This is a genomic window from Turicibacter bilis (genome assembly GCF_024499055.1).
Classification (GTDB): domain Bacteria; phylum Bacillota_I; class Bacilli_A; order MOL361; family Turicibacteraceae; genus Turicibacter; species Turicibacter bilis.
Genome location: NZ_CP071249.1, coordinates 1,445,563 through 1,466,919, shown reverse-complemented (window position 1 = coordinate 1,466,919; position 21,357 = coordinate 1,445,563). Strand labels below are relative to the sequence as shown.

The following is a 21,357-nucleotide window of genomic DNA, read 5'->3' as shown; positions in this document are numbered from 1 at the left end:
TTAAGGTAAGGGAGGGAATAAATATGTCAAAAAAGATTTTTACAATGTTAAGTTTGGCTCTAATGCTTAGTTTAATTCCAAAGTTTTCTTTTACAGTAGATGCAGCTACTACATGTTCCACTAAACAAGAGTGTAATGACATTATTAGTGAGGCGCAAAGTCAGATTTCTGATTTAAAAAGTAAAGAGGCTGCTGTTCAAAAAGAGATTGATATTGTAGAAGGAGATATGGGTACAACGATCCAAAAAATCTCTGAAACAGAAACTGCTATTTCTGAATTTGAAAAGAAAATATCAATTAAAGAAAATGAAATTAAAAATAGTGAAAATGAAATCAAAAAATTAGAAAATGATATTCAAGAGCTTAAAGAAGTTGTTGCAGAACGTATGCGTGTTTCACAACGCTTATCTCGAGGAAATACTATTTTGCAAGTCTTATCTGAATCAGATAGCATCGTTGATTTTATTCGTCGATTACGTGTTGTTAATCACTTTGCAGAAAGTGATGCAGAATCAATGGATGAGCTAAGTTTATTAGTGAGTCAACAACAAGCGATGCTGGCTACTTTAAAGGTTCAAAAGCAAGAGCTTGCTGAGAATAAAGCTAGTTTAGAAGTAGAGCGTGAGACTCTAACAGCTTATCAAGAAAAGTTAGAACAACAAAAACAAGAATTAGCAAAACAAATGCAACAATTAGAAAGTGAACGTTTATCGGCAGCTGAGATTATCTCTATTGCTGAAGAACAAAAGAAAATTCTAGAGCAAACGCCACCTCCTCCTGTTTCAAGTGGAGGTTCATCTAGTAGCGGTGGTGTCATTAGTGGAACTGGATTTATGATTCCATTAGCAACAGGATATGTGAGCTGTGAATTCATGTGTTATCCAAATCATACAGGAATTGACTTAGCAAACTATGGTGATACATCAACCCCTGTTTATGCTGCACAGGCGGGAACGGTTATTCGTGCAGGATGGCATAGTGCCTATGGAAACCATGTTATGATTACACATAATGTTAATGGACAGATTTTGACAACGGTTTACGCACATATGCATTCAGCTCCATATGTATCTGTTGGTCAACAAGTATCAAGAGGAACACAGTTAGGTACAATGGGGAACACGGGTAATTCTTTTGGAGCTCATTTACATTTTGAGGTTTATGAAGGATACTATAATTATCCATACGCTGTTAATCCAAGAAACTATATCAGTTTCCCATCATCATGGTAGTAGAAAAAAGACATGTTATGACATGTCTTTTTTATTGTTTATGAAATTAAGTCATTATATCAAATAACCACAATATAAACTAATTTATTCCATTTTATAATCATGACAAAGAAAATAAAAATTGATAAAATAGAGATAATCCTATAAAGTCTACATTTTTTGGTATCGTTAGGAAATGATATAAAGGGTATAGAAGATATTCAATTAAAAGGAGTGATTGCATGAAGCGTAAGAGAGTATTGCAACTTGTGGGAAGCTTTTGTTTAGGAGCTGTTGTTACATTATTACTATCTTTAGTATTTCCAGCTAAAAATCCAGCTCAAACTATTGTTTCACCAGCTAATTATGGGGAGACAGCTTCAATTAATCAAGTGTATGAAGCATTAAAGACATATCATTATTTTTATGAAGGTGACAGCCAATCTTTAATTGATGGAGCTATTTCAGGAATGATTGATGCTTTAGGCGATCCTCATTCAACATATTTTACAATGACAGACTATGAAAATTTTGTTGAGCACTTAGAAGAGACTTATTCAGGGATTGGATGCGAAGTAACGAATGTTAATGGGTATACAATGATTGTATCGCCATTTCCTGATTCACCGGCAGATGAAGCTGGAATTTTAGCAAATGATTTAGTCATTGAGGTGGATGGAGAAAATGTAGTCGGTCAAAATTTACAAGAGGTAACGAGTAAAATTAAAGGTCCTGTTGGATCAACAGTAATCCTCGGAATTCAACGCAACGATAATCCTGAGTTAATTTCTATTGAAGTGACAAGACAAGCGATTGATCAAGAAACGGTTAAATCAGAATTAATTCCAGCTGGGGAAGACTTAATTGGATATCTTCAAATTTCAACTTTTGGAGAAAATACGGCGAATGAATTTAAGCAAGCGATTGAAGCTTTAGAAGAACAAGGAATGACTTCTTTAATCGTCGATTTAAGAAATAATTCAGGTGGTTATTTAACAAGTGTAGTCGAGATGGTTGATTATATCCTTCCACCTGATCAAGTGATTACAACAATTGAATCTCGTGATGGTAGCGGAACAACATACAAAACAACAAGTGAAGGAAAAGATTATCCTGTTGTGACGTTAATTAATGAAGGTAGTGCTTCAGCTTCAGAAATTTTTGCTGCTGCGATGAAAGAGGCTGGCAAATATGATGTCATTGGAACGACATCTTATGGAAAAGGAACTGTCCAAGTTTCGATGCCATTAGATGATCATTCTTCTTTAAAAATTACAACTCAAGTGTGGAAGACACCAAATGGAAATTGGATTAATGAAGAAGGGGTAACACCAACGATTGAGGTAGAAGCACCAGAATTTTATTACTATTATCAAGTTTATTTAACAGACGGAGCACCACTTGAATTTGACATGGTAGATACAGCTATTAAAAATGCTCAAAATATTTTAAAAACATTAGGTTATAACGTTGGAAGAACCGATGGATACTTTGATGAATCAACCGTGTCAGCGGTGAAAGAATTCCAAGTGGATCATAGTATTGAAGCAACGGGTGTAATTGATAATAAAACAGCGAGCGAATTAACATTAGCATTACGAGAAAAAATTCGTGATAAGCAGTACGATACTCAACTTCAAAAAGCAATTGGTATGTTGCAGCAATAATAAAAATAGGAAGATTTATTATCTTCCTATTTTTATTATGATGAATTCTTTAAGAATGGTTCATAGTAAGTGAGGAATGGTTTCTTTTAGAGCAAATCTTATTGTCTAAATTGACAAGAAAAAGGTCAGCGGTTAAGTAGATAGCGGTGGATTTTTAGATATGATATAATGGATTTAATGTGAGGTGACATTTAATGACAAATGGTAAGTTTCAGATTGTTTCTAAGTATGCGCCTTCAGGTGATCAACCAAAGGCGATTGATGAATTAGTTCATAATATAAATAATGGTGTTAAAGAGCAAGTTTTATTAGGAGCAACAGGGACAGGGAAAACATTCACGATTGCTAATGTTGTTCAAGCAGTGAATAAGCCAACCTTAGTCTTAGCCCATAATAAAACGTTAGCAGGACAATTATATAGTGAGTTAAAAGAGTTTTTCCCAAATAATGCGGTTGAATATTTTGTCAGTTACTATGATTATTATCAACCTGAAGCGTACGTCCCATCATCGGATACGTTTATTGAAAAAGATGCAAAGACGAATGATGAAATTGATAAGTTACGTCACTCAGCCACTGCAGCACTTCTTGAGCGTAATGATGTGATTGTCGTGGCTTCTGTTTCATGTATTTACGGGATTGGGGATCCAGAAGAATATAAAAAGATGATGGTTTCTATTCGTGTTGGAATGGAGATGGAACGAAATGATCTATTAAATGAGTTAGTTCGTATTCAATATCAACGTAATGACATTGATTTTCATCGTGGAACCTTCCGTGTACGAGGAGATATTGTTGAAATCTTACCGATTGCCACGGAAAAGAATGCAATTCGCATAGAGTTCTTTGGTGAGGAAGTTGATCGTATTCGTGAGATTGATACGTTAACTGGTGAAGTGTTAAGTGAACGTAAACACGTCGTTATTTTCCCAGCCTCTCACTTCGTAACAGGTGAAGAACGGATGAAAATTGCCCTTAAAAATATCGAGGATGAGTTAGAGGAGCAGGTTAAATACTTTGAGTCAGAAGGTAAATTATTAGAGGCTCAACGTATTGAACAACGTACACGCTATGATTTAGAAATGATGGCAGAAATGGGATTCTGTTCAGGTGTCGAGAATTATTCAGGACCACTTTCTTTACGTGAGCGTGGAGCAACGCCATACTGTTTACTTGATTTCTTCCCAGATGACTGGTTATTAGTCGCGGATGAATCACACGTGACGCTTCCACAGGTAAGAGGAATGTATAACGGGGACCGTGCCCGAAAAGAAACACTTGTCAATCATGGATTCCGTTTGCCTTCAGCTTTAGATAACCGCCCACTACAATTCAATGAGTTTGAAGACAAAATTCATCAGGCCATTTATGTATCAGCAACGCCAGGTGATTACGAATTAGAACGTACTGATCAAGTGATTGAGCAAATTATTCGTCCAACGGGATTACTTGACCCAGTGATCGAGTTACATCCAAGTCGTGGACAAATTGATCACTTAGTGGGTGAAATTTATAAACGTATCGAGAAAAACGAGCGTGTCTTAATTACGACTTTAACGATTAAGATGTCAGAAGAATTAACGAATTATTTAAAAGAATTAGGGATTAAAGTAGCTTATTTACATTCTGAGATTAAGACGCTAGAACGTATCGAAATTATTCGTGATTTACGTGTGGGAACGTATGATGTTTTAGTTGGAATCAACTTATTACGTGAAGGATTAGATATTCCAGAAGTTTCACTGGTTGCTATTTTAGATGCAGATAAAGAAGGATTCTTACGTAGTGATCGTTCACTTATCCAAACCATTGGTCGTGCGGCTCGTAATGCAGAAGGACGTGTTATTTTATATGCAGATAAAGTAACTGGATCGATGCAACGTGCAATTGATGAAACAGCTCGTCGTCGTGAAATTCAGGAGAAATATAATGAAGAGCATGATATTATCCCAATGACTGTTCGTAAAGATGTGCGAGATGTGATCCGTGCAACTGAAGTGGTTGAAAAAGAGGCGAAGTATGATAAGAAAATGTCTCGTAAAGATAAAGAAAAGTTAATGCAAAAACTTGAAAATGAAATGAAGGAAGCGGCAAAAGCGCTTGACTTTGAAACAGCAGCAACACTTCGTGATGCAATGCTTGAATTAAAAATTGAGTTAGGCTTATAATAGAGTTAATAGGAAGATAAATGTGGCAATGAGTCACTAAAGATAAGGAATGAGATAAATCTATGGAAAGTTTACGTGAGTTATATAAAGTAGGAAATGGCCCATCTAGTTCACATACGATGGGACCTGCTCGTGCAGCAAAAGTATTTATGGGACGTTATCCTGAAGCGACGTCTTATGAGGCTGTATTATATGGAAGTTTAGCTGCAACAGGTGAGGGACATTTAACGGATTATATTATTATTAAGACAATGGATCCAAAGCCAGTAAAGATTACATGGCGTCCAGAAGATTTCCGTCTCTTCCATCCAAATGCAATGCAGTTCATTGCTTATAATGAAGCGAATGAAGAAATCGGAACATGGACGGTTTATTCAGTAGGTGGAGGATCGATTATTGAAGAAGGCCAAGCTCGTGATGAGGTTGAGAGTGTTTACCCAAATACAACGATGAATGAAGTATTAGACGTGTGCAAAGAAAAGAACTGGACATTAGCTGATTATGTTTATGCTTATGAAGCAGATATTAAACCTTATTTAGAAGAGATTTTAGCTGTGATGCGTGAAAGTTTAATGAATGGATTAGTTGCAGAAGGAACGTTACCAGGAAAGTTAAATTATCCACGCCGTGCGAAACAATTCTTTGAACAAGCAAAAGCAAATCCAGAAGATTTATCTATTTTAATTTATGCGTATGCTTTAGCAGTTTCAGAGCAAAATGCGTGTGGAGATGTGGTAGTTACGGCTCCAACGTGTGGAGCTTCAGGTGTTTTACCAGGTGTTTTATTTGCTTTACAAGAACGTGAAGGATATAGTGATGAGCAATTGGTTGACGCGTTAGCTGTGGCAGGACTTGTAGGGGATTTAATCAAAACAAATGCCTCTATCTCAGGTGCAGAAGTTGGATGTCAAGGTGAAGTGGGATCGGCTTGTTCAATGGCAGCGGCAGCTGTCGCATTCTTAAAAGGAGCATCTAACTTACATTGTGAATATTCAGCAGAAATCGGGCTTGAACATCATTTAGGAATGACATGTGACCCTGTATATGGATATGTACAAGTACCATGTATTGAACGTAATGCTGTTGCAGCAAAACGTGCGTATGATGCTGCAAAATATGCGATGTTAACAGATGGATATCATACGATTACATTAGATCAAGTAATGCAAACGATGAAAGAAACGGGGCATGATTTAATGGCAAAATATCGTGAAACGGCTCAAGGCGGGCTTGCGAAACATTTTGCAGAATGCTAATGGACTAGGATTTATGAGGTTTTAATGGTATAATAGAGGATATTTAAAGTGAATGAACAACAGTAAAGGAAGTGACTGTATGGCAAATGAAGAAGCTAAGAAACCAAGCAAAAAACGTAATGTAACGAAAAAGCAAGTTGTTTTATATAGCTATATCGGAGTTTTGGCAGTTGTAACGGTCTTATTCGGTTATAATGTTTTAAAATATTTTTACTTAGATCCTCTAAAGGTTGCGGGGCAGCCGATTTACGGTTATCGTACGGAGAACTTGCAACCTATTACTGATTCGATGATTTCTAACGCTGAACAAGTAGGTGCAAGCCAATCAGGTGTAAAAGAAATAAAAGTGACGGTTCAAGGACCAGTTGTCTATTTTGATGTACGCGTTAATGATGGAGTTGATGTGGAGAAGGCACGTGCTGCCGCCGAAGCAGCAGCAACTGAGTTTTTAGCACAAGCAGGGGATGTTGCTAATGGTTACACTGTACAACTTGTTGTTTCATCAGGTGATATTAAAACATTAGTGGAGACAAATCGTGAAGAGGAATTAGCTTATTATAAAGAACATCGTCTTGATATTGTAGAAAGAATTGTCGCGCAAGCAGAGAAATATCCAACTGCAAAAAATATTGAGCGTGCTCAAAATAATATTAATGTCATGCCGAAGGACTATAATGAAAAGACTGGTCAGTATGAAGCACGATATCCTGAGGAGAAAGCAGCATTTCAAGCACGTATCGATGCTTTAAAACCATTAACAGCTGAGGAAGAAGAAGAATTAGGTGAAATTCCGTATTTAGAGGTGGATCAATCGATTAAACCAACAAATATTTCACCTTATCCAAGCTGGGGTGCTTACGATACAACAACAGAAACATTTGAATGGCAATAAAGGACGGGGAGACTAATAGTCTCCCTCTTCTTATGAAGAATTAAAATAGAAGTCTCAGTAATTGTTAGACTTTAATACTATAACTAAAAATGTAAAAATACTTTTTGTATATATAGGTGATAAATGATGGCGAAGAAAGTAGTACCAGTTCAAAAGAATGAATATTATGATGTGAAAATTGAAAGTTTAACACACGATGGATTAGGTGTAGCACGTGTGGATGGATTCCCAATTTTCGTATCAAATGCGCTAGTTGGCGAAGAGATTAATATGAAAGTGACACTTGTTAAAAAGACATACGCGTTCGGACGCGCCGTTGATTATTTTGTGACAAGTCCTGAACGTGTCGAGCCTGCATGTGGTATTTATAAACAATGTGGTGGTTGCCAAGTTCAACATTTAAGTTATGAAGGACAGCTTCAAATGAAGCATGATACAGTGGTTAACCAATTAAAACGTATTGGACATATTGAAGATGCAAATGTATTACCGACCATTGGAATGAAAAATCCAAGTCGTTACCGTAATAAAACACAAGTACCATTTGGTTATGCAAATGGTGAAGTAGTAGCGGGATTCTATCAAAAACGTAGTCATGAGATTACGAATATGAAGTCGTGTTTAATCCAAACGGATATTTCAGATCAAATTGTGGATACCATGCGTGAGTTATGTCGTGATTTAAATATTGATCCTTATAATGAGTCATTAAATTTAGGAGTGTTACGCCATGTTATTGTTCGTGTTGGATTTAAGACAGGCGAAATCATGGTAACACTTGTTACTCGTACAAAAACTATTCCAAACATTGATACTGTGATTGAAACTTTAATCAACAAGTATCCACAAATTAAGAGTATTGCTCAGAACATCAATCCAAAAGTAACAAATGTTATTTTTGGAGATGAAACAAAGATTTTATATGGAGAACCATATATTTATGATGAAATGAATGGAATTCGATTTGCGATTTCACCACGTTCATTCTATCAAGTGAATCCAGTACAAACTGAAACGTTATATTCAAAAGCAGTAGAATTTGCAGGATTAACAGGAAATGAAGTCGTATTCGATGCCTATTGTGGAATTGGAACAATTACGTTATTTTTAGCACAACATGCTAAAGAAGTTTATGGCGTTGAGATTATTCCTGAAGCGATTGAAGATGCGAAAATGAATGCGAAGTTGAATGGCTTTGATAATGCGCAATTCGCCGTTGGAAAATCAGAAGATGTAATTCCAATGTGGATTGAAAATGGAATTGTTCCAGATGTCATCGTCGTTGACCCACCTCGCAAAGGATGCGATAAAACATTACTTGATACTATGTTAGAAGCGAAACCAAAACGTATCGTTTACGTATCATGTGATTCATCAACATTAGCTCGTGATTTAAAAATCTTAATCGAAGGTGGATATAATCTAGAAGTCGTTCAGCCAGTTGATATGTTCCCACAAACAGCGCATGTGGAGACCGTAGTATTGATGTCAAGAGTAAGCAAATAAAGGGCGAAAAGAAAGCTATAAAACTGCTTGAAACTTTTGAATATAAACCTGAAAAATATGCCGAAAGGGTTAATCATATTTTTGAAGTACTCAGTCTTTCACTTTTTGAATGCTACGATATGACCGAGAAGCTTTATAAAGAAGTGAAAAAAATTGCAACGGAGATAAATAACTTTTTAAACGAGGGAAATTCAGATGAAAGAAAACAAATATGATGATAATATATTTTTTCAAAAATACAGTCAAATGAGTCGCTCACAGCAGGGACTAGCCGGTGCAGGAGAATGGGAAACATTGAGAAAGCTGCTGCCGGATTTTAAAGATAAGCGTGTGCTTGATTTAGGATGCGGCTATGGATGGCACTGTATTTATGCGATGGAACACGGTGCTTCTTCTGTTGTAGGTGTTGATATTTCTCATAAAATGCTCGAGGTAGCCAAAGAAAAAACACATTTTCCACAGGTTGAATATAAATGCTGTGCTATAGAAGATGTGGAATTCCCAGAGGAGAGTTTTGATGTAATATTAAGTTCACTTGCGTTTCACTATGTAGCAGATTATGAGATTTTAGTAAAAAAGATATATAGAATACTGAAGTCTGGGGGTAAGCTAGTTTTTACGGTTGAACATCCTGTTTTTACTGCCTATGGAACACAAGACTGGCATTATAACGAAAAAGGAGAAATACTGCATTTTCCAGTGGATAATTATTATTATGAGGGCAAACGGACAGCTGTGTTTTTGGGAGAAAAGGTTACAAAATATCATAGAACACTGACCACATATCTAAATACACTGCTTTCAAATGGTTTTATAATAAATCAGATTGTGGAGCCGCAGCCGCCGGAAAACATGATGGATATTCCGGGGATGCAGGATGAAATGCGCCGTCCCATGATGCTGATTGTATCGGCCAACAAAAAAATGGATAGATAGAACTAAAACACCTATAAGGTATAAATGGAGGCAATTTATGCTTAAAGAAAAAATTATTATAGAGATGAAAGAAGTATTCAAAGAAATTCCTTTTGGCATAGAGCATACTCTTAAAGTTTTGAAAAATGCAGAAGATATAATGAACGGAGAAAATATCGGAGAGGAAGAAAAAGAATTCATCAGTATTACTGCTATACTACATGATATTGGTGCGGTTGAAGCACAAAAAAAATACGGTTCTATTGATGGTGTCTATCAAGAAAAGGAAGGACCAGCAGTAGCGAAAGAAATATTAAAAAAGGTAGGCTATAACAAAAATATTGATAGAATATGCTTTATAATAGGCAACCATCATACTCCATCTAAAATTGATGGACTTGATTTTCAAATACAATGGGAAGCTGATTTGCTTGAAAATTTAACGGTTATGGATAAAGAAAAAGAACAGGAAAAGATAAAAAAGTGTATAGGTGAAAACTTTAAAACAAACACAGGAAAAAGGATAGCTTATAATCGCTTTATTTTAGATTAGTAGTAGATTATTACAGTTATGTATTTTATATCGCAAAGAAAAATAGTAGTTAAGTTTAACCCTAGATAATAAGCAGCAAAGGAGTGCGATAATATGATATCTAATAATACCTCCATGCCTACAACGGATGCATTATTGAAATTGCAGGAAAAAACTTACTGAAATACGTTATATTTATTCTTTTGACCCTAAATTATTCACCATAAAAATGCAAAAAGCGTTGAGTCCTTAGTGGAATCAACGCTTTTTCTTTATTTTTTATTTCACCTTTTAAGTGAAGCATTTTGCTATGAAAATAATCTCTCATTTGATATCGTTTTAATCGCCAAATCAAAACTAAGGAGAGATTACATTTTTATGATACATCAAGAACAACTTCGTTTCAATCAAAAGATTAAATTTAATTTTAAGGGTGGGGATTTAACATCGGATGCAGGACTGTTGTTAATTCAAGAATTTATGCATCACATGAAGTTTCCAGAACTCTTAAAACAATACTTTTATTTAGAGACTGATCAGGCGATTCGAACTCATACGAATCACGACCTTTGTCTCCAACAAATTTATCAAACCATTGCTGGTTACCATTGTGCAGATGATGCCGATGAATTAAGAGCCGAACCACTAGTCACACAGTTACTTAACAAGACTTCCTTAGCTTCACAACCCACGTTATCTCGTTTTTATCATCGACTCACCAAGGACACAAGTAAGCAATTTGAACTCATCAATCAAAAGCTATTATCGCAATTTTATCAAGTCGAAACGCCTCATCATTTTATTTTTGATGTGGATTCCACTCATTTTCAAACGTATGGACACCAATATGGGAATTCCTTTAATGCTCACTATCAAGCACAAGGCTTTCATCCTCTCATGGTTTTTGATGGAATGACTGGAGACTGTTTAAAAGTTGAGCTTCGTGCGGGCAATGTTTATACCTCACGAAATGTCGTTTCTTTTCTTGGTCCCGTACTCTCTCGTTATAAAAAAGAATTTCCTTTAAACTATCGAATCGTTCGTGGAGACAGTGGCTTCGCTCATAAAGAACTTTATAAATTGTGCGAAACATTAGATACGAAGTATCTGATTCGCCTAAAAGCGAACGCCACGTTATATCGATTAGCACAAGAAGTGACGGGTGACTTATTAGCGGATTGTTCACTGCAATATTCTCAACAACTTTATGGGGAGTTTGACTATCAAGCAAAGAGTTGGGATCGGCCAAGACGTGTCATCGTTCAAGTGAGACGAAAAGCAGGCGAACTCATTCCCGATTATTTATTTTTAGTGACGAACATGGAAACAAGACCAGAGATGGTGGTCAATCTATACGCTAAACGCGGGACGATGGAAAACTATATCAAAGAGTGTAAAAATGGGTTTAGAATGGATAAGGTGAGTCATAAACACTTGATGACTAATGTCAACCGAATTCAACTCGTGGTGTTAGCCTACAATCTTATCAATGGATTCAGACGATTAACATTACCTCGTGAGTTTTCTAACATGCAGATTGAAACTTTAAGGACCAAGCTCATTAAAATCGCTGCCAAGCGAGTGAAACAATCACGAAGAATCCTGTTCAAACTCTGTAGTCACCATCCTTACAAAGAAGTTTTCCATCACTGTTTAAAAACGATTCAGGCCATTCAGTTAGAGTAAGTGACTGAAGTCGTTCTTTGAAAATGAGATATTTTTTAGAGAAACACATCACCAAGGGGGGGTCTACCCTTTTTTAGAGATTTGGAGTATGAATTAACTCAAATTTAAGATTAAAACGATAAAAAGCTGTGGTTTAGACTAAAATTTAGTTTGTCCACAGCTTTTTTTGAATGGTCATGAATAATTCAGGTTATATTGTATGAACTGAGAAAATAAATTTGATTTAATAAAGGAATGAGAAGAGTATAAGGTGGAATAATGAGTGACACGCTCTAATGAAGAAGATGGGATTGCTTACACTATTATAGTTGATTTAATTAAAATTAAATTTTTTATCTGACAGGATAGTGATTATTGATTTTTTAGCAGCTTACTCTCACTTTTTATATGTTCAATAATTTCTTTTCATGATTTTCTCTAAGGAAAGAGTAGTTTTTTATTTTATATAAATCTAGATAAGTTTTTTATATCGGAACAATTTTAGTTCGATGATTGCCTGTCTTAGTTTTAAAGCCGATTATGAACTAGCCTGTTATAAAATTGTAGGATACTTTTTTATTAGAGAAAGTTAAAAACTTCCCATTAGCGTAAGAGATGGGAAGTTTTTTTAATGTTCACATATGATAAATTTCGTTATAAATCCGTTTTTATATCATTAATTCTCTGAAATTGTAATTATTTAGAAATTTGAATCGTATGATTAATATAAGAACAAGTTAATTTAGTTTTAGTGAGGAGGGAGATCATGGATTTTGAATTTATTAGGACGTATACACCGATGTATGTAGAGGCTGCTAAGTTAACCATTAGTATTGCTTTTTTAGGAATTTTATTATCTACTTTTTGGGGATTTATTTGTTGTGTGATTCGATATTATAAAGTTCCAATTTTACAGCGAATCATTGGTGTGTATATTGAGCTTTCAAGAAATACTCCTCTATTAATTCAGTTGTTTTTCTTGTATTTCGGATTGCCGAAGCTAGGAATCTTTTTAAGTTCTGAAGCATGCGGGGTATTAGGGTTAACCTTTTTAGGTGGAAGTTATATGGCTGAGGCGTTTCGTAGTGGGCTTGAGGCTATTCCAATAAGTCAAACAGAATCAGGATTAAGTTTAGGATTAACAAAATGGCAAGTGTTACGATACATTGTTATTCCACAGGCAGCTGTTGTTTCTTTACCTGCTTTTACTGCCAATACAATTTTTTTAATTAAGGAAACATCTGTCTTTAGTGTTGTCGCACTTGCGGATTTAATGTATGTCGCTAAAGGATTAATCGGGTTATATTATAAAACAGATGAATCATTACTGATGTTAGTTATTTCTTACTTACTGCTGTTATTACCGATTTCCCTAATTTTAAGCTTCATTGAAAGGAAGGTGCGCTATGAAGGAGTGGGGAATTAGTGTTTTATTTGAAGGAAGGAATTTTATTCGTTTATTAGAGGGGTTATGGGTTACGTTAGAAATCTCATTAATCTCGGTTTTCATTTCAGTGATTTTAGGGGTTGGAATGGGAATTTTAATGAGTGTAAATTCTAGAATTATGAAGTTTATCTGTCGTATCTACTTAGAGAGTGTTCGAATTATTCCACAATTAGTGTTACTGTTTTTAGCTTATTTTGGCTTAAGTAAGTCGTTTGGAGTTAACTTATCAGGTGAGGTCGCTGCAGTTTTAGTTTTTTCTTTTTGGGGAATTGCAGAAATGGGAGACTTAGTACGTGGGGCATTAAGTTCTATTCCAAAACATCAATATGAAACGGGACTTGCGATTGGGTTAAGTAAGCGACAGCTTTATCAATATGTCATTATTCCTCAAACGATTCGAAGATTATTACCTCAGATGATTAATTTAGTGACACGTATGATTAAAACAACCTCGTTAATTGTACTAATCGGTGTTGTAGAGGTAGTAAAGGTTGGTCAACAAATTATTGAAGCTTCTCGATTAACAGTACCAAGTGCTGCTCTTTGGATTTATGGTGTTATCTTTCTTCTTTACTTTATTATCTGTTATCCAATTTCATTACTAGCGACGAAGTTAGAGAAGCGGTGGGAGGTGTAAAAAACGATGATGAGTGAAACGATATTAAAGTTAAACCATGTGACGAAAAGTTATGATCAAAATGTTATTTTTTCAGATTTATCATTAGAAGTAAAAAAAGGAGAAGTCGTTGTAATTTTAGGACCATCTGGTTGTGGAAAAAGTACCTTACTTCGATGCATTAATGGACTAGAAAAAATTCAAGAAGGAGATATCTTACTAGAGGATGAATTGATTGGTCATCAAAGTAAGCAAATGCCATTGATTAGACAGAAAATTGGCATGGTATTTCAAAGTTATGAATTGTTTCCACATATGGATGTATTACATAACATTATCTTAGGCCCTACAAAAGCGCAAGGACGTGATAAAGCCGAAACCATTAAAGAAGCCGAAAGATTACTCGCTCGAGTGGGATTGCTTGATAAGAAAAACGCATATCCACGTCAATTATCTGGTGGGCAAAAACAACGGGTGGCTATCGTTCGTGCCCTTTGTATGAAGCCAGAAATTTTATTGTTTGATGAGGTGACAGCTGCCCTTGACCCAGAAATGGTTCGAGAAGTATTAGATGTGATTCTTTCCCTTGCTAAAGAAGGAAGTACGATGGTAATCGTCACACATGAAATGGAATTTGCCCGTGCGATTGCTGATCGAATTATCTTTTTAGATGAAGGGAAAATCATTGAAGAAGCAGATCCAGAAACATTTTTTACAAATCCAAAAACAAAAAGGGCAAAACAGTTTTTAAATCTATTTAAATTTGAATAGAAAGGATGAATGAAAATGAAAAAGTGTTTATTATGTTTGGTTACTTTATTGTTAACGTTAGGTGTTTTTACAGCGTGTCAAACTTCTTCATCGGATGATAGCCAATCAAAAGCAAGAACGGTTGAGGAAATTAAACAAAGTGGCAAAATTGTCATTGGCGTATTTAGTGATAAAAAACCATTTGGGTACGTTGATTCTAACGGAGATTATCAAGGGTATGATGTTTATTTTGGTAATCGTATCGCCAAAGACCTTGGGGTAGAAGTTGAGTATGTACCAGTTGAAGCAGCGAGTCGTGTAGAGTATTTAGTTTCTAATAAAGTCGATATTATTTTAGCGAACTTTACAGTGACTGAAGAGCGAAAAGAAAAAGTAGATTTTACGCTTCCTTATATGAAAGTGGCTCTTGGTGTCGTTTCACCTGATAAGGCTTTAATTACAGATGTAGAAGATTTAAAAGGTAAAACGTTAATAGTATGTAAGGGAACGACAGCAGAGACATTTTTTACAGAAAATTATCCAGAAGTTAACTTATTAAAATTTGATCAGTACAGCGAAGCTTATAATGCGTTATTAGATGGTCGTGGAGATGCGCTTTCTACGGATAATACAGAAGTATTAGCATGGGCCATTGAAAATGAGGGATTTAGTGTTGGAATTGAATCATTAGGAAATATTGATACGATTGCAGCGGCAGTTCAAAAAGGGAATCAAGATTTATTAGATTGGTTAAATAATGAAATTGTTGAACTCGGAAAAGAAAAATTCTTCCATGCCGATTATGAAGAAACATTAGCTCCAGTTTATGGGGAGGCAGCAGATGCAGATAATATTGTTGTAGAAGGCGGTGTGGTTGAGTAAGTATATCATTAGAAAAATCCCTTAATGTTTTAAGGGATTTTTTATTTATAAGTATAGGAAAAATTAATATAATAGGATATCATAGTTGATGGAAGGGGGAAGTGGGATGTATCAAGATATTAAAGGATTTAGCAATTGGCGAGTCATAAAACCAATTAAGAAAGGTTGGTCCAAAGACTTAAAATATTATATTGAGACGATTGATAATGAAAAGTTACTGTTAAGAATTGCAGATATTTCATATTATGATGAGAAACAAAAAGAGTATGAGATGATAAGTAAATATTCAAAGTTAGGATTTAAGATGTCCATGCCGATTGATTTTGGAACATGTAATAAGAATCAGTACGTTTATATGCTGTTAACTTGGATTGAAGGAATGGATTTAGAAGAGGCTTTACCTAATTTATCAACAAAAGAGCAATATGAGTTAGGGAGAGAAGCGGGAATGATTTTAAAACAAATACATGCGTTAAAAGTGCCAAAATCTCAACTCCCAAAAGAAACAAAAATACCTAAGAAATTGAGTCAGCTGAATCGTTATGTGAACTCTAACGTTAGACTAAAAAATGATAGTTCTATACTAGAATATATTAACAGTAATATACATAAAATGTGGAGAAGGAGTCCGTGTTATTTGCACGGTGATTTTCATCCAGGAAATTTAATTTTGACACCTAAAGGGACAATTGGAGTGATTGATTTTAATCGGTGGGAAATCGGAGATCCTTACGAAGAATTTTATAAGCTTGAAAGTTTTGGGATTGAGTGTAGTGTTCCATATTGTATTGGTCAAATTCATGCTTATTTTGAAGATCAAGTCCCAGTACAATTTTGGGAAACTTTAGCGGTGTATGTGGCCCATGCTTCTTTATATTCAATTGCTTGGGCAGAAAAATTTGGTCAAAATGATGTTGATAAAATGATTGAACGCGCTCAAATAGCATTTGATGACTATGATTATTTTAAATTGATTATTCCAAGTTGGTATCCATTAAATAGAGCTGAACAAATGAAGTAATAGCATTTGACAAAAATCTTCAAAAGGTTGAAGATTTTTTTATTTTGATAAAGAAATGGGCATTAAGACACAAGTGTTTACCGAAATATGGTATGATTTTGAATCATAGTCACGATGTGGGATGGTTAGAATGAAAGAGATTAGTACTTTAAATTTAGAATTAATCAGAATATATATATAAACAGATAAGTTTTTCACATTTTTTCGCAGAGTCTTTGGATCACTTCTGAAGGTCTTTCATTGATATGTTGAATAAATCCTTGAACAGCGTTTCTAATCTCATTTATATTTTTATAAAAGACATTATGAATCACAGATTGTTTTAACCATTTCCATAATCCTTCAATTAAGTTTAATTCAGGACTATAAGGTGGTAAAAAGACTAACCTTAATCTATTTTTGTGTTCGTTTAAAAAAGGTTGTATGACTTTAGCGTGATGAATTCTTGCATTATCTAAAATCAAAACAATCTTTCCACTTGGATATTCCTTTAAAACATTGTTTAAGAATTTAAGAAAAATCTCAGCTGTGTAACGTTCTTCTTCTTGAACATAAACGTGACCTGTCTCATAGTTAAGGATTCCTATTAATTTGACACTTTTATTATTTCCGTAAGTAGGAATGATCCGTTGTTTTCCTTTGGGAAACCAATTATTGACTAATGATTGATAATCTCTAATGGAACTTTCATCTTGAAACAATAAATGATCAATCTCTCCACGAATCAAAATTTTTTAATTGTTCAAATTCCTGTCTAAATCCCTCTTGTTTTTCTTGACTAGCTCTCGCTAATGAGTAAGTCGGACGTGTGTAGCTAAAACCTAAGCGTAACAACATGTCACGCATTCCTCCTTTAGTAAATGAGATATCAAATTCTCTTTTTACCCAAAGACATAGAAGCTTACAATTCCAAGTCATATAAGGTTCTAGCCCAACACTTGAAGGTGTTTTCTCAACTATTGTTTCAATTAAAGAAGCTTCCTGTGAAGGTGAAAGTTTCTTCGGACAGCCTGATTTTGGGCGTGGGTTTAATCCCTCAAGTCCATACTTTTTATAATTTCTAACATGTGTTCCGATGGTCTGAGCAGTGAAGGGAACCATCTTAGCGATTTCTACATTTTTGTATCCTTGTAAGTGTAAATAGATCACTTGATAACGAGTATAAAGTTGTTTAGATGATGTTTCACGCATCGCTGTTTCAATTGATTTTAATTCTGTCTGATTCATAGTTGCCCCAATTTCTATTTTAAAATGTATGTTTAATCCCTACTATTTTAACATAGATTTTGACGAATTTTGACCACAAGTGTTTGAACTTAAAAACTATGAATTACATTTCTGTTTATATATATAATCAAATTTTAGAAGGACAGTTATCATGCGATGAAGTAATCTCAATCATTAGAGGAATGAAATGTAAGGGAGAAGTTGGATTCGAATAGTTAGAACAATTTATTGAATTCATTCAAAGAAGAGAATTATATCAGATTAGTGGCCGACTTTTGAATTTTTGTGGGTTTAATGCGATAGAGGAGTATAGTCGAGAAAAAGTTTAGAATATTTAGAAAAGATTTATAATTATTGGGATAAGTTCAAGATGAAATAGGAATTATTTCAAATTATAGTGGAATGATGTGTGCTTATTTTGGATTAGGGATGTATGACGAAAGTTTAAATTGGGGGATGAAAGGATTACGTTTAGCTAAAAAAAGCAAAGATCATCACTTGATTACGCAAGCCTTAGCTAACATTGCTTTGAGTTATTTAGAGCTTGGTTATTATACGAATTCAAAACGAGCATTTGACGCAGTCCGAAAGTTGGCAATGCCAAATGATGAATCAAATAAGACGGCACTAGATATATTAGAAGCACGATTACACTTAGTGGATTCTAATCTGGAGGCTGCTAGTAAATTTATTGAGCAAGCACTCGAGAATTCTTTAAGATTAAAGTATCGTTTATTAATTTGGGAAAGTTATCGTATTAGAGGTGTCGTTAACTATCGATTAGGGATTATGAGCAATCTTATCAAAATTTTGGAGATGCCATTTGTATCGCTAAGGGTCAACAGTTATTAGATAATCGTGATCAAACACAGTCATTAAGTGTTATCATGTTTGATGTCGATTATTTTAAGAAAGTTAATGATACATTTGGCATCAGGCAGGTGATGAGGTACTTCAACAGGTAGGGAATTTATTAAATAAATATAAAAATAAAACCATGCTAGTTGGACGTTATGGTGGAGAAGAATTTATTATCTTTTTAGCGGATTAATCTGAACCTGATGTGTTACGGTTTGTAGAAGTCGTTAGTCAGGAATTACAACAACTTCACTTTAGTTTTTCATCTCCATATAAAATAACAGCACGCTTTGGCATTTATCACTATCATTGTGGAAAAGACAAATTAGATGAAGGAATTGTGGCCGCAGATAAAGCTCTTTATCAATTTAAAATAAATGGACAAATCAAATTACTTTATATGAAAAAGTTTAGAATAAAAAACTGCTCAATTAAGAGCAGTTTTTTATTTTTCAGAAAAAGTAGCTGCGAATTCTTGTATAACATTGTGAACCTCATCGACATGGTTAGGTTTAATCAACATCGTAATTTTAGGAATGAATTCTCCAATATCAGCACGAGTAAATGTACCAGCCTCTTGTTTTTTGAAGTTTTCATTAATAAGTGCTTGTGCTTCATCTATTTTTCCATCTTGAACTCTTTTAAGGATATAATTTAAGAATTGCTCTTGTTTATTATTCATTGTTTGACCTCCTATCAAATATAGTATGTACGTTTGTTTCGAGAGTATTAAGCGATAGATGTAATTAAGGGGAACGATTTTAAATGATGACAAGCTTTCTTTATTTTTAGTGAGATGAACTATCAGGTTTATTTTTTCTTGATTGACAATGCAAACAAAAGGTGTTAATCTAAATTATATAGTATTAAAAACTAAGTTGATTAGAAATGTTAACTTTTATATATGGAGGGCTTAGTATGATTAAGATTGTGGCGGATTCATCAACGCTTTATTCAAGAGAAGAGGCAAAACAAAATGATTTAGATATTAGACCGTTATCGGTAACGATTAATAATAAAAGCTATAAAGAATTAGAGGAATTAACAACTGAAGGTTTAGTAGAAATGATTAATGAGGGGTATTTTCCAAGTTCATCTCAACCTTCAATTGGAGATGTCGTAGAGATGTATGAAAAATATCCTAATGAGGAGATTATTAATATTTCATTAGCGGATGGATTATCGGGAACGTATCAATCAGCATGTATGGCAAAGTCAATGGTCGATCATGAAGAAAATATTACAGTTATCAATTCGAAGACGCTTTGTGGGCCACATCGTTATCTTGTAGATGTTGCTGTGAAATTAGTTGAAGCGGGCAAGACGAAGTCTGAAGTAGTAAGCGAAATTGAATCGCTAATAGAAACTTCTACTTCTTTCCTGATTCCGAAAGATTTTGATTATTTAGTTCGTGGTGGACGTTTATCACCATTGGTTGGTCGCATTGGTGGTTTAGTAAAGTTAGTACCGGTCATGACATTATCTGAGGATAGTACACGTTTAGAGAAATTTGCGACGAAACGTACATTCAAAAAAGCAATTCAAGCGATTTGTGATGATTTAATAGCGAAAGGCGTAAATGATGAATATAAGATTTATATTTCACATGCATGTGATGAAGAGTTGGCAATGGAGACAAAAGATATTATAATTAAAAATATAGGAAGTATTGAGACTGAGGTAATGCTGCTGACACCCGTTTTTACAGCACAAGGTGGTCCAGGATGTATTGCAGTGCAGGCTATTAAAAAACATGATATTTTAAAATAGAAAGTTAGGAAGAACTATGGATCATAAAGAAATGTTAGAGTTTCATTGCCCAAGATTTGATGAATTGCCAACGATTCCTTTGTACAAGGATCAGGTTATTTCGTATGTCGAAGATGTACTGAAACCATTAAATTTAAATCCAGAGGAAAAGTTATTAACACCAACAATGTTAAATAATTACGTCAAACAAAAGGTTGTATCTCCACCAGTCGGTCGTCGTTACACTGAAAAGCATTTAGCGTATTTGATTGTCGTTTGTTTATTTAAACAAGTTTATAGTTTAACAGAAGTTTGTGAAATGATTAAAATTCAGATGAATTTATATCCAACAAAGGAGGCTTATGACTTCTTCTGCGTTGAATTAGAGAAAGCCTTACAGTTTGTTTTTATTAATCGTGAATCCATTGAACCAAACTCAGCAAAGAATATTACATTTGAAACAGAAGTTTTACGCTCTGCTGTCATGTCTATTGCACATAAGTTATTTATTCAAAAATATTTACTCGATAAGAAAGAAGCAATACCTTCAAAAAAAAGCAAATAAAAGAAAATCTTCTTCTTATGAAGAATTAGTACTCGATCGATTTTTAGAACCAGATGTTAAAAAATAAGAAAACTCCTACTAATTAGTCTCAGTAGGAGTTTTTTTGTAGAGTTATTTGACGCTCTTAACTTTATATTCTTGGAATCGGTATTTTTGTCCGGTTGGATTTACTTTTCCTTCAGGAACCTCTTCAACAAACATGCCATAAGGTCGTACGAAAAGGCCGCATTCACCGTATAGGGCTCGATAAAGAACCATGGTTTCTTGCGTTTCTGAATGTTTGACGAAATCCTCAACTAAATATAAATCACCTTTAAAGTGTCTAAAGATTTTTCCTTTTGAATTTGTAATATCTCTCACATTAAAACTTCCTTGCTTCAATTATCTTCTTTATTATATAGCTTTTTTTCTTGTTCATGTTTAAATTTGT

20 protein-coding genes and 1 pseudogene are annotated in these 21,357 nt (G+C 34.5%); 18 read left to right on the top strand and 3 right to left on the bottom strand.

Going from position 1 to position 21,357, the window contains the following annotated elements; all coding sequences use genetic code 11:
- Window positions 1-23 precede the first annotated feature (23 nt).
- The 14 genes from J0J69_RS07070 (at window position 24) to J0J69_RS07000 (ending at window position 16,528) form a co-directional block, all read left to right on the top strand.
- On the top strand, window positions 24-1,232 hold the full coding sequence (locus J0J69_RS07070) for a murein hydrolase activator EnvC family protein (RefSeq protein ID WP_212725708.1): 1,209 nt from the start codon (window positions 24-26) through the stop codon (window positions 1,230-1,232).
- Between the two features lie 221 nt (window positions 1,233-1,453).
- Window positions 1,454-2,878 (top strand): S41 family peptidase, encoded by a 1,425-nt coding sequence (locus J0J69_RS07065; RefSeq protein ID WP_055305987.1) that lies wholly within the window; start codon window positions 1,454-1,456, stop codon window positions 2,876-2,878.
- A 194-nt stretch (window positions 2,879-3,072) separates the two neighbouring features.
- Window positions 3,073-5,046 carry an excinuclease ABC subunit UvrB gene (uvrB, locus tag J0J69_RS07060; protein WP_055242722.1) on the top strand — a complete coding sequence of 658 codons (1,974 nt, stop codon included), beginning with the start codon at window positions 3,073-3,075 and terminating at the stop codon, window positions 5,044-5,046.
- 62 nt (window positions 5,047-5,108) lie between these two features.
- A complete protein-coding gene (locus J0J69_RS07055; RefSeq protein WP_212724174.1) occupies window positions 5,109-6,302 on the top strand; it encodes an L-serine ammonia-lyase, iron-sulfur-dependent, subunit alpha in 1,194 nt (397 codons plus the stop codon).
- 79 nt (window positions 6,303-6,381) lie between these two features.
- On the top strand, window positions 6,382-7,194 hold the full coding sequence (locus J0J69_RS07050) for a hypothetical protein (protein WP_237252458.1): 813 nt from the start codon (window positions 6,382-6,384) through the stop codon (window positions 7,192-7,194).
- 126 nt (window positions 7,195-7,320) lie between these two features.
- Entirely contained in the window at window positions 7,321-8,700 is a 1,380-nt protein-coding gene (gene rlmD, locus J0J69_RS07045; RefSeq protein WP_212724172.1) for a 23S rRNA (uracil(1939)-C(5))-methyltransferase RlmD, read from the top strand.
- A gap of 195 nt (window positions 8,701-8,895) precedes the next feature.
- Window positions 8,896-9,636 (top strand): class I SAM-dependent methyltransferase, encoded by a 741-nt coding sequence (locus J0J69_RS07035; protein WP_005816203.1) that lies wholly within the window; start codon window positions 8,896-8,898, stop codon window positions 9,634-9,636.
- A 37-nt stretch (window positions 9,637-9,673) separates the two neighbouring features.
- A complete protein-coding gene (locus tag J0J69_RS07030) occupies window positions 9,674-10,168 on the top strand; it encodes an HD domain-containing protein (RefSeq protein ID WP_212725706.1) in 495 nt (164 codons plus the stop codon).
- A gap of 357 nt (window positions 10,169-10,525) precedes the next feature.
- Window positions 10,526-11,833, top strand: a complete 1,308-nt coding sequence (locus J0J69_RS07025) for an IS1380 family transposase (RefSeq protein WP_212725705.1) — start codon at window positions 10,526-10,528, stop codon at window positions 11,831-11,833.
- A gap of 745 nt (window positions 11,834-12,578) precedes the next feature.
- Window positions 12,579-13,238, top strand: a complete 660-nt coding sequence (locus J0J69_RS07020) for an amino acid ABC transporter permease (protein ID WP_212725704.1) — start codon at window positions 12,579-12,581, stop codon at window positions 13,236-13,238.
- Window positions 13,219-13,896 carry an amino acid ABC transporter permease gene (locus J0J69_RS07015; RefSeq protein ID WP_212725703.1) on the top strand — a complete coding sequence of 226 codons (678 nt, stop codon included), beginning with the start codon at window positions 13,219-13,221 and terminating at the stop codon, window positions 13,894-13,896. Before J0J69_RS07020 ends, J0J69_RS07015 begins: the two co-directional genes overlap by 20 nt.
- Before the next feature lie 9 nt (window positions 13,897-13,905).
- On the top strand, window positions 13,906-14,646 hold the full coding sequence (locus J0J69_RS07010; protein WP_237252477.1) for an amino acid ABC transporter ATP-binding protein: 741 nt from the start codon (window positions 13,906-13,908) through the stop codon (window positions 14,644-14,646).
- 15 nt (window positions 14,647-14,661) lie between these two features.
- Window positions 14,662-15,507, top strand: a complete 846-nt coding sequence (locus tag J0J69_RS07005; RefSeq protein ID WP_212725702.1) for a cysteine ABC transporter substrate-binding protein — start codon at window positions 14,662-14,664, stop codon at window positions 15,505-15,507.
- A 106-nt stretch (window positions 15,508-15,613) separates the two neighbouring features.
- Window positions 15,614-16,528 carry an aminoglycoside phosphotransferase family protein gene (locus tag J0J69_RS07000; protein ID WP_212725701.1) on the top strand — a complete coding sequence of 305 codons (915 nt, stop codon included), beginning with the start codon at window positions 15,614-15,616 and terminating at the stop codon, window positions 16,526-16,528.
- 194 nt (window positions 16,529-16,722) lie between these two features.
- On the opposite strand, the gene J0J69_RS06995 is transcribed toward J0J69_RS07000, so the two are convergent.
- Window positions 16,723-17,755 (bottom strand): IS630 family transposase gene (locus J0J69_RS06995; protein ID WP_202966217.1). Its coding sequence is split into 2 segments (ribosomal slippage): window positions 16,723-17,256 and window positions 17,258-17,755, totalling 1,032 coding nucleotides; the frame shifts between segments, so codons are not numbered across the junction.
- A 405-nt stretch (window positions 17,756-18,160) separates the two neighbouring features.
- Between J0J69_RS06995 and J0J69_RS06990 the strand changes: the two genes are divergently transcribed.
- Window positions 18,161-18,607 carry a tetratricopeptide repeat protein gene (locus tag J0J69_RS06990; protein ID WP_212725700.1) on the top strand — a complete coding sequence of 149 codons (447 nt, stop codon included), beginning with the start codon at window positions 18,161-18,163 and terminating at the stop codon, window positions 18,605-18,607.
- Window positions 18,608-18,642: 35 nt separating this feature from the next.
- Window positions 18,643-18,806, top strand: a pseudogene (locus J0J69_RS13515) (diguanylate cyclase).
- Between the two features lie 252 nt (window positions 18,807-19,058).
- Here J0J69_RS13515 and J0J69_RS06985 read toward each other — a convergent pair.
- The gene (locus J0J69_RS06985) at window positions 19,059-19,295 is read right to left on the bottom strand and encodes a hypothetical protein (protein WP_068759101.1); all 237 of its coding nucleotides are present in this window, start codon (window positions 19,293-19,295) and stop codon (window positions 19,059-19,061) included.
- 236 nt (window positions 19,296-19,531) lie between these two features.
- Here J0J69_RS06985 and J0J69_RS06980 point away from each other — a divergent pair, with 236 nt between their 5' ends.
- Both J0J69_RS06980 and J0J69_RS06975 read left to right on the top strand, forming a co-directional pair.
- Window positions 19,532-20,383 (top strand): DegV family protein, encoded by an 852-nt coding sequence (locus J0J69_RS06980; RefSeq protein WP_212725699.1) that lies wholly within the window; start codon window positions 19,532-19,534, stop codon window positions 20,381-20,383.
- Between the two features lie 16 nt (window positions 20,384-20,399).
- The gene (locus J0J69_RS06975; protein WP_212725698.1) at window positions 20,400-20,927 is read left to right on the top strand and encodes a DUF1836 domain-containing protein; all 528 of its coding nucleotides are present in this window, start codon (window positions 20,400-20,402) and stop codon (window positions 20,925-20,927) included.
- Window positions 20,928-21,038: 111 nt separating this feature from the next.
- Here the strand turns inward: J0J69_RS06975 and J0J69_RS06970 are convergent, their stop codons facing one another.
- A complete protein-coding gene (locus tag J0J69_RS06970; RefSeq protein WP_256637846.1) occupies window positions 21,039-21,287 on the bottom strand; it encodes a DUF1653 domain-containing protein in 249 nt (82 codons plus the stop codon).
- Between the last annotated feature and the right edge of the window lie 70 nt (window positions 21,288-21,357).

Bases quoted from the DNA above. Each gene is read 5' to 3' on its own strand.
- J0J69_RS07020 (WP_212725704.1), top strand. From the start codon at position 12,579: ATGGATTTTGAATTTATTAGGACGTATACACCGATGTATGTAGAGGCT.
- J0J69_RS07010 (WP_237252477.1), top strand. From the start codon at position 13,906: ATGAGTGAAACGATATTAAAGTTAAACCATGTGACGAAAAGTTATGAT.
- J0J69_RS07035 (WP_005816203.1), top strand. From the start codon at position 8,896: ATGAAAGAAAACAAATATGATGATAATATATTTTTTCAAAAATACAGT.
- J0J69_RS07065 (WP_055305987.1), top strand. From the start codon at position 1,454: ATGAAGCGTAAGAGAGTATTGCAACTTGTGGGAAGCTTTTGTTTAGGA.
- J0J69_RS07000 (WP_212725701.1), top strand. From the start codon at position 15,614: ATGTATCAAGATATTAAAGGATTTAGCAATTGGCGAGTCATAAAACCA.
- J0J69_RS07055 (WP_212724174.1), top strand. From the start codon at position 5,109: ATGGAAAGTTTACGTGAGTTATATAAAGTAGGAAATGGCCCATCTAGT.
- J0J69_RS06980 (WP_212725699.1), top strand. From the start codon at position 19,532: ATGATTAAGATTGTGGCGGATTCATCAACGCTTTATTCAAGAGAAGAG.
- J0J69_RS07025 (WP_212725705.1), top strand. From the start codon at position 10,526: ATGATACATCAAGAACAACTTCGTTTCAATCAAAAGATTAAATTTAAT.
- J0J69_RS07015 (WP_212725703.1), top strand. From the start codon at position 13,219: ATGAAGGAGTGGGGAATTAGTGTTTTATTTGAAGGAAGGAATTTTATT.
- rlmD (WP_212724172.1), top strand. From the start codon at position 7,321: ATGGCGAAGAAAGTAGTACCAGTTCAAAAGAATGAATATTATGATGTG.
- J0J69_RS06985 (WP_068759101.1), bottom strand. From the start codon at position 19,295: ATGAATAATAAACAAGAGCAATTCTTAAATTATATCCTTAAAAGAGTT.
- uvrB (WP_055242722.1), top strand. From the start codon at position 3,073: ATGACAAATGGTAAGTTTCAGATTGTTTCTAAGTATGCGCCTTCAGGT.
- J0J69_RS07005 (WP_212725702.1), top strand. From the start codon at position 14,662: ATGAAAAAGTGTTTATTATGTTTGGTTACTTTATTGTTAACGTTAGGT.
- J0J69_RS06990 (WP_212725700.1), top strand. From the start codon at position 18,161: ATGTGTGCTTATTTTGGATTAGGGATGTATGACGAAAGTTTAAATTGG.
- J0J69_RS07050 (WP_237252458.1), top strand. From the start codon at position 6,382: ATGGCAAATGAAGAAGCTAAGAAACCAAGCAAAAAACGTAATGTAACG.
- J0J69_RS06975 (WP_212725698.1), top strand. From the start codon at position 20,400: ATGGATCATAAAGAAATGTTAGAGTTTCATTGCCCAAGATTTGATGAA.
- J0J69_RS07070 (WP_212725708.1), top strand. From the start codon at position 24: ATGTCAAAAAAGATTTTTACAATGTTAAGTTTGGCTCTAATGCTTAGT.
- J0J69_RS07030 (WP_212725706.1), top strand. From the start codon at position 9,674: ATGCTTAAAGAAAAAATTATTATAGAGATGAAAGAAGTATTCAAAGAA.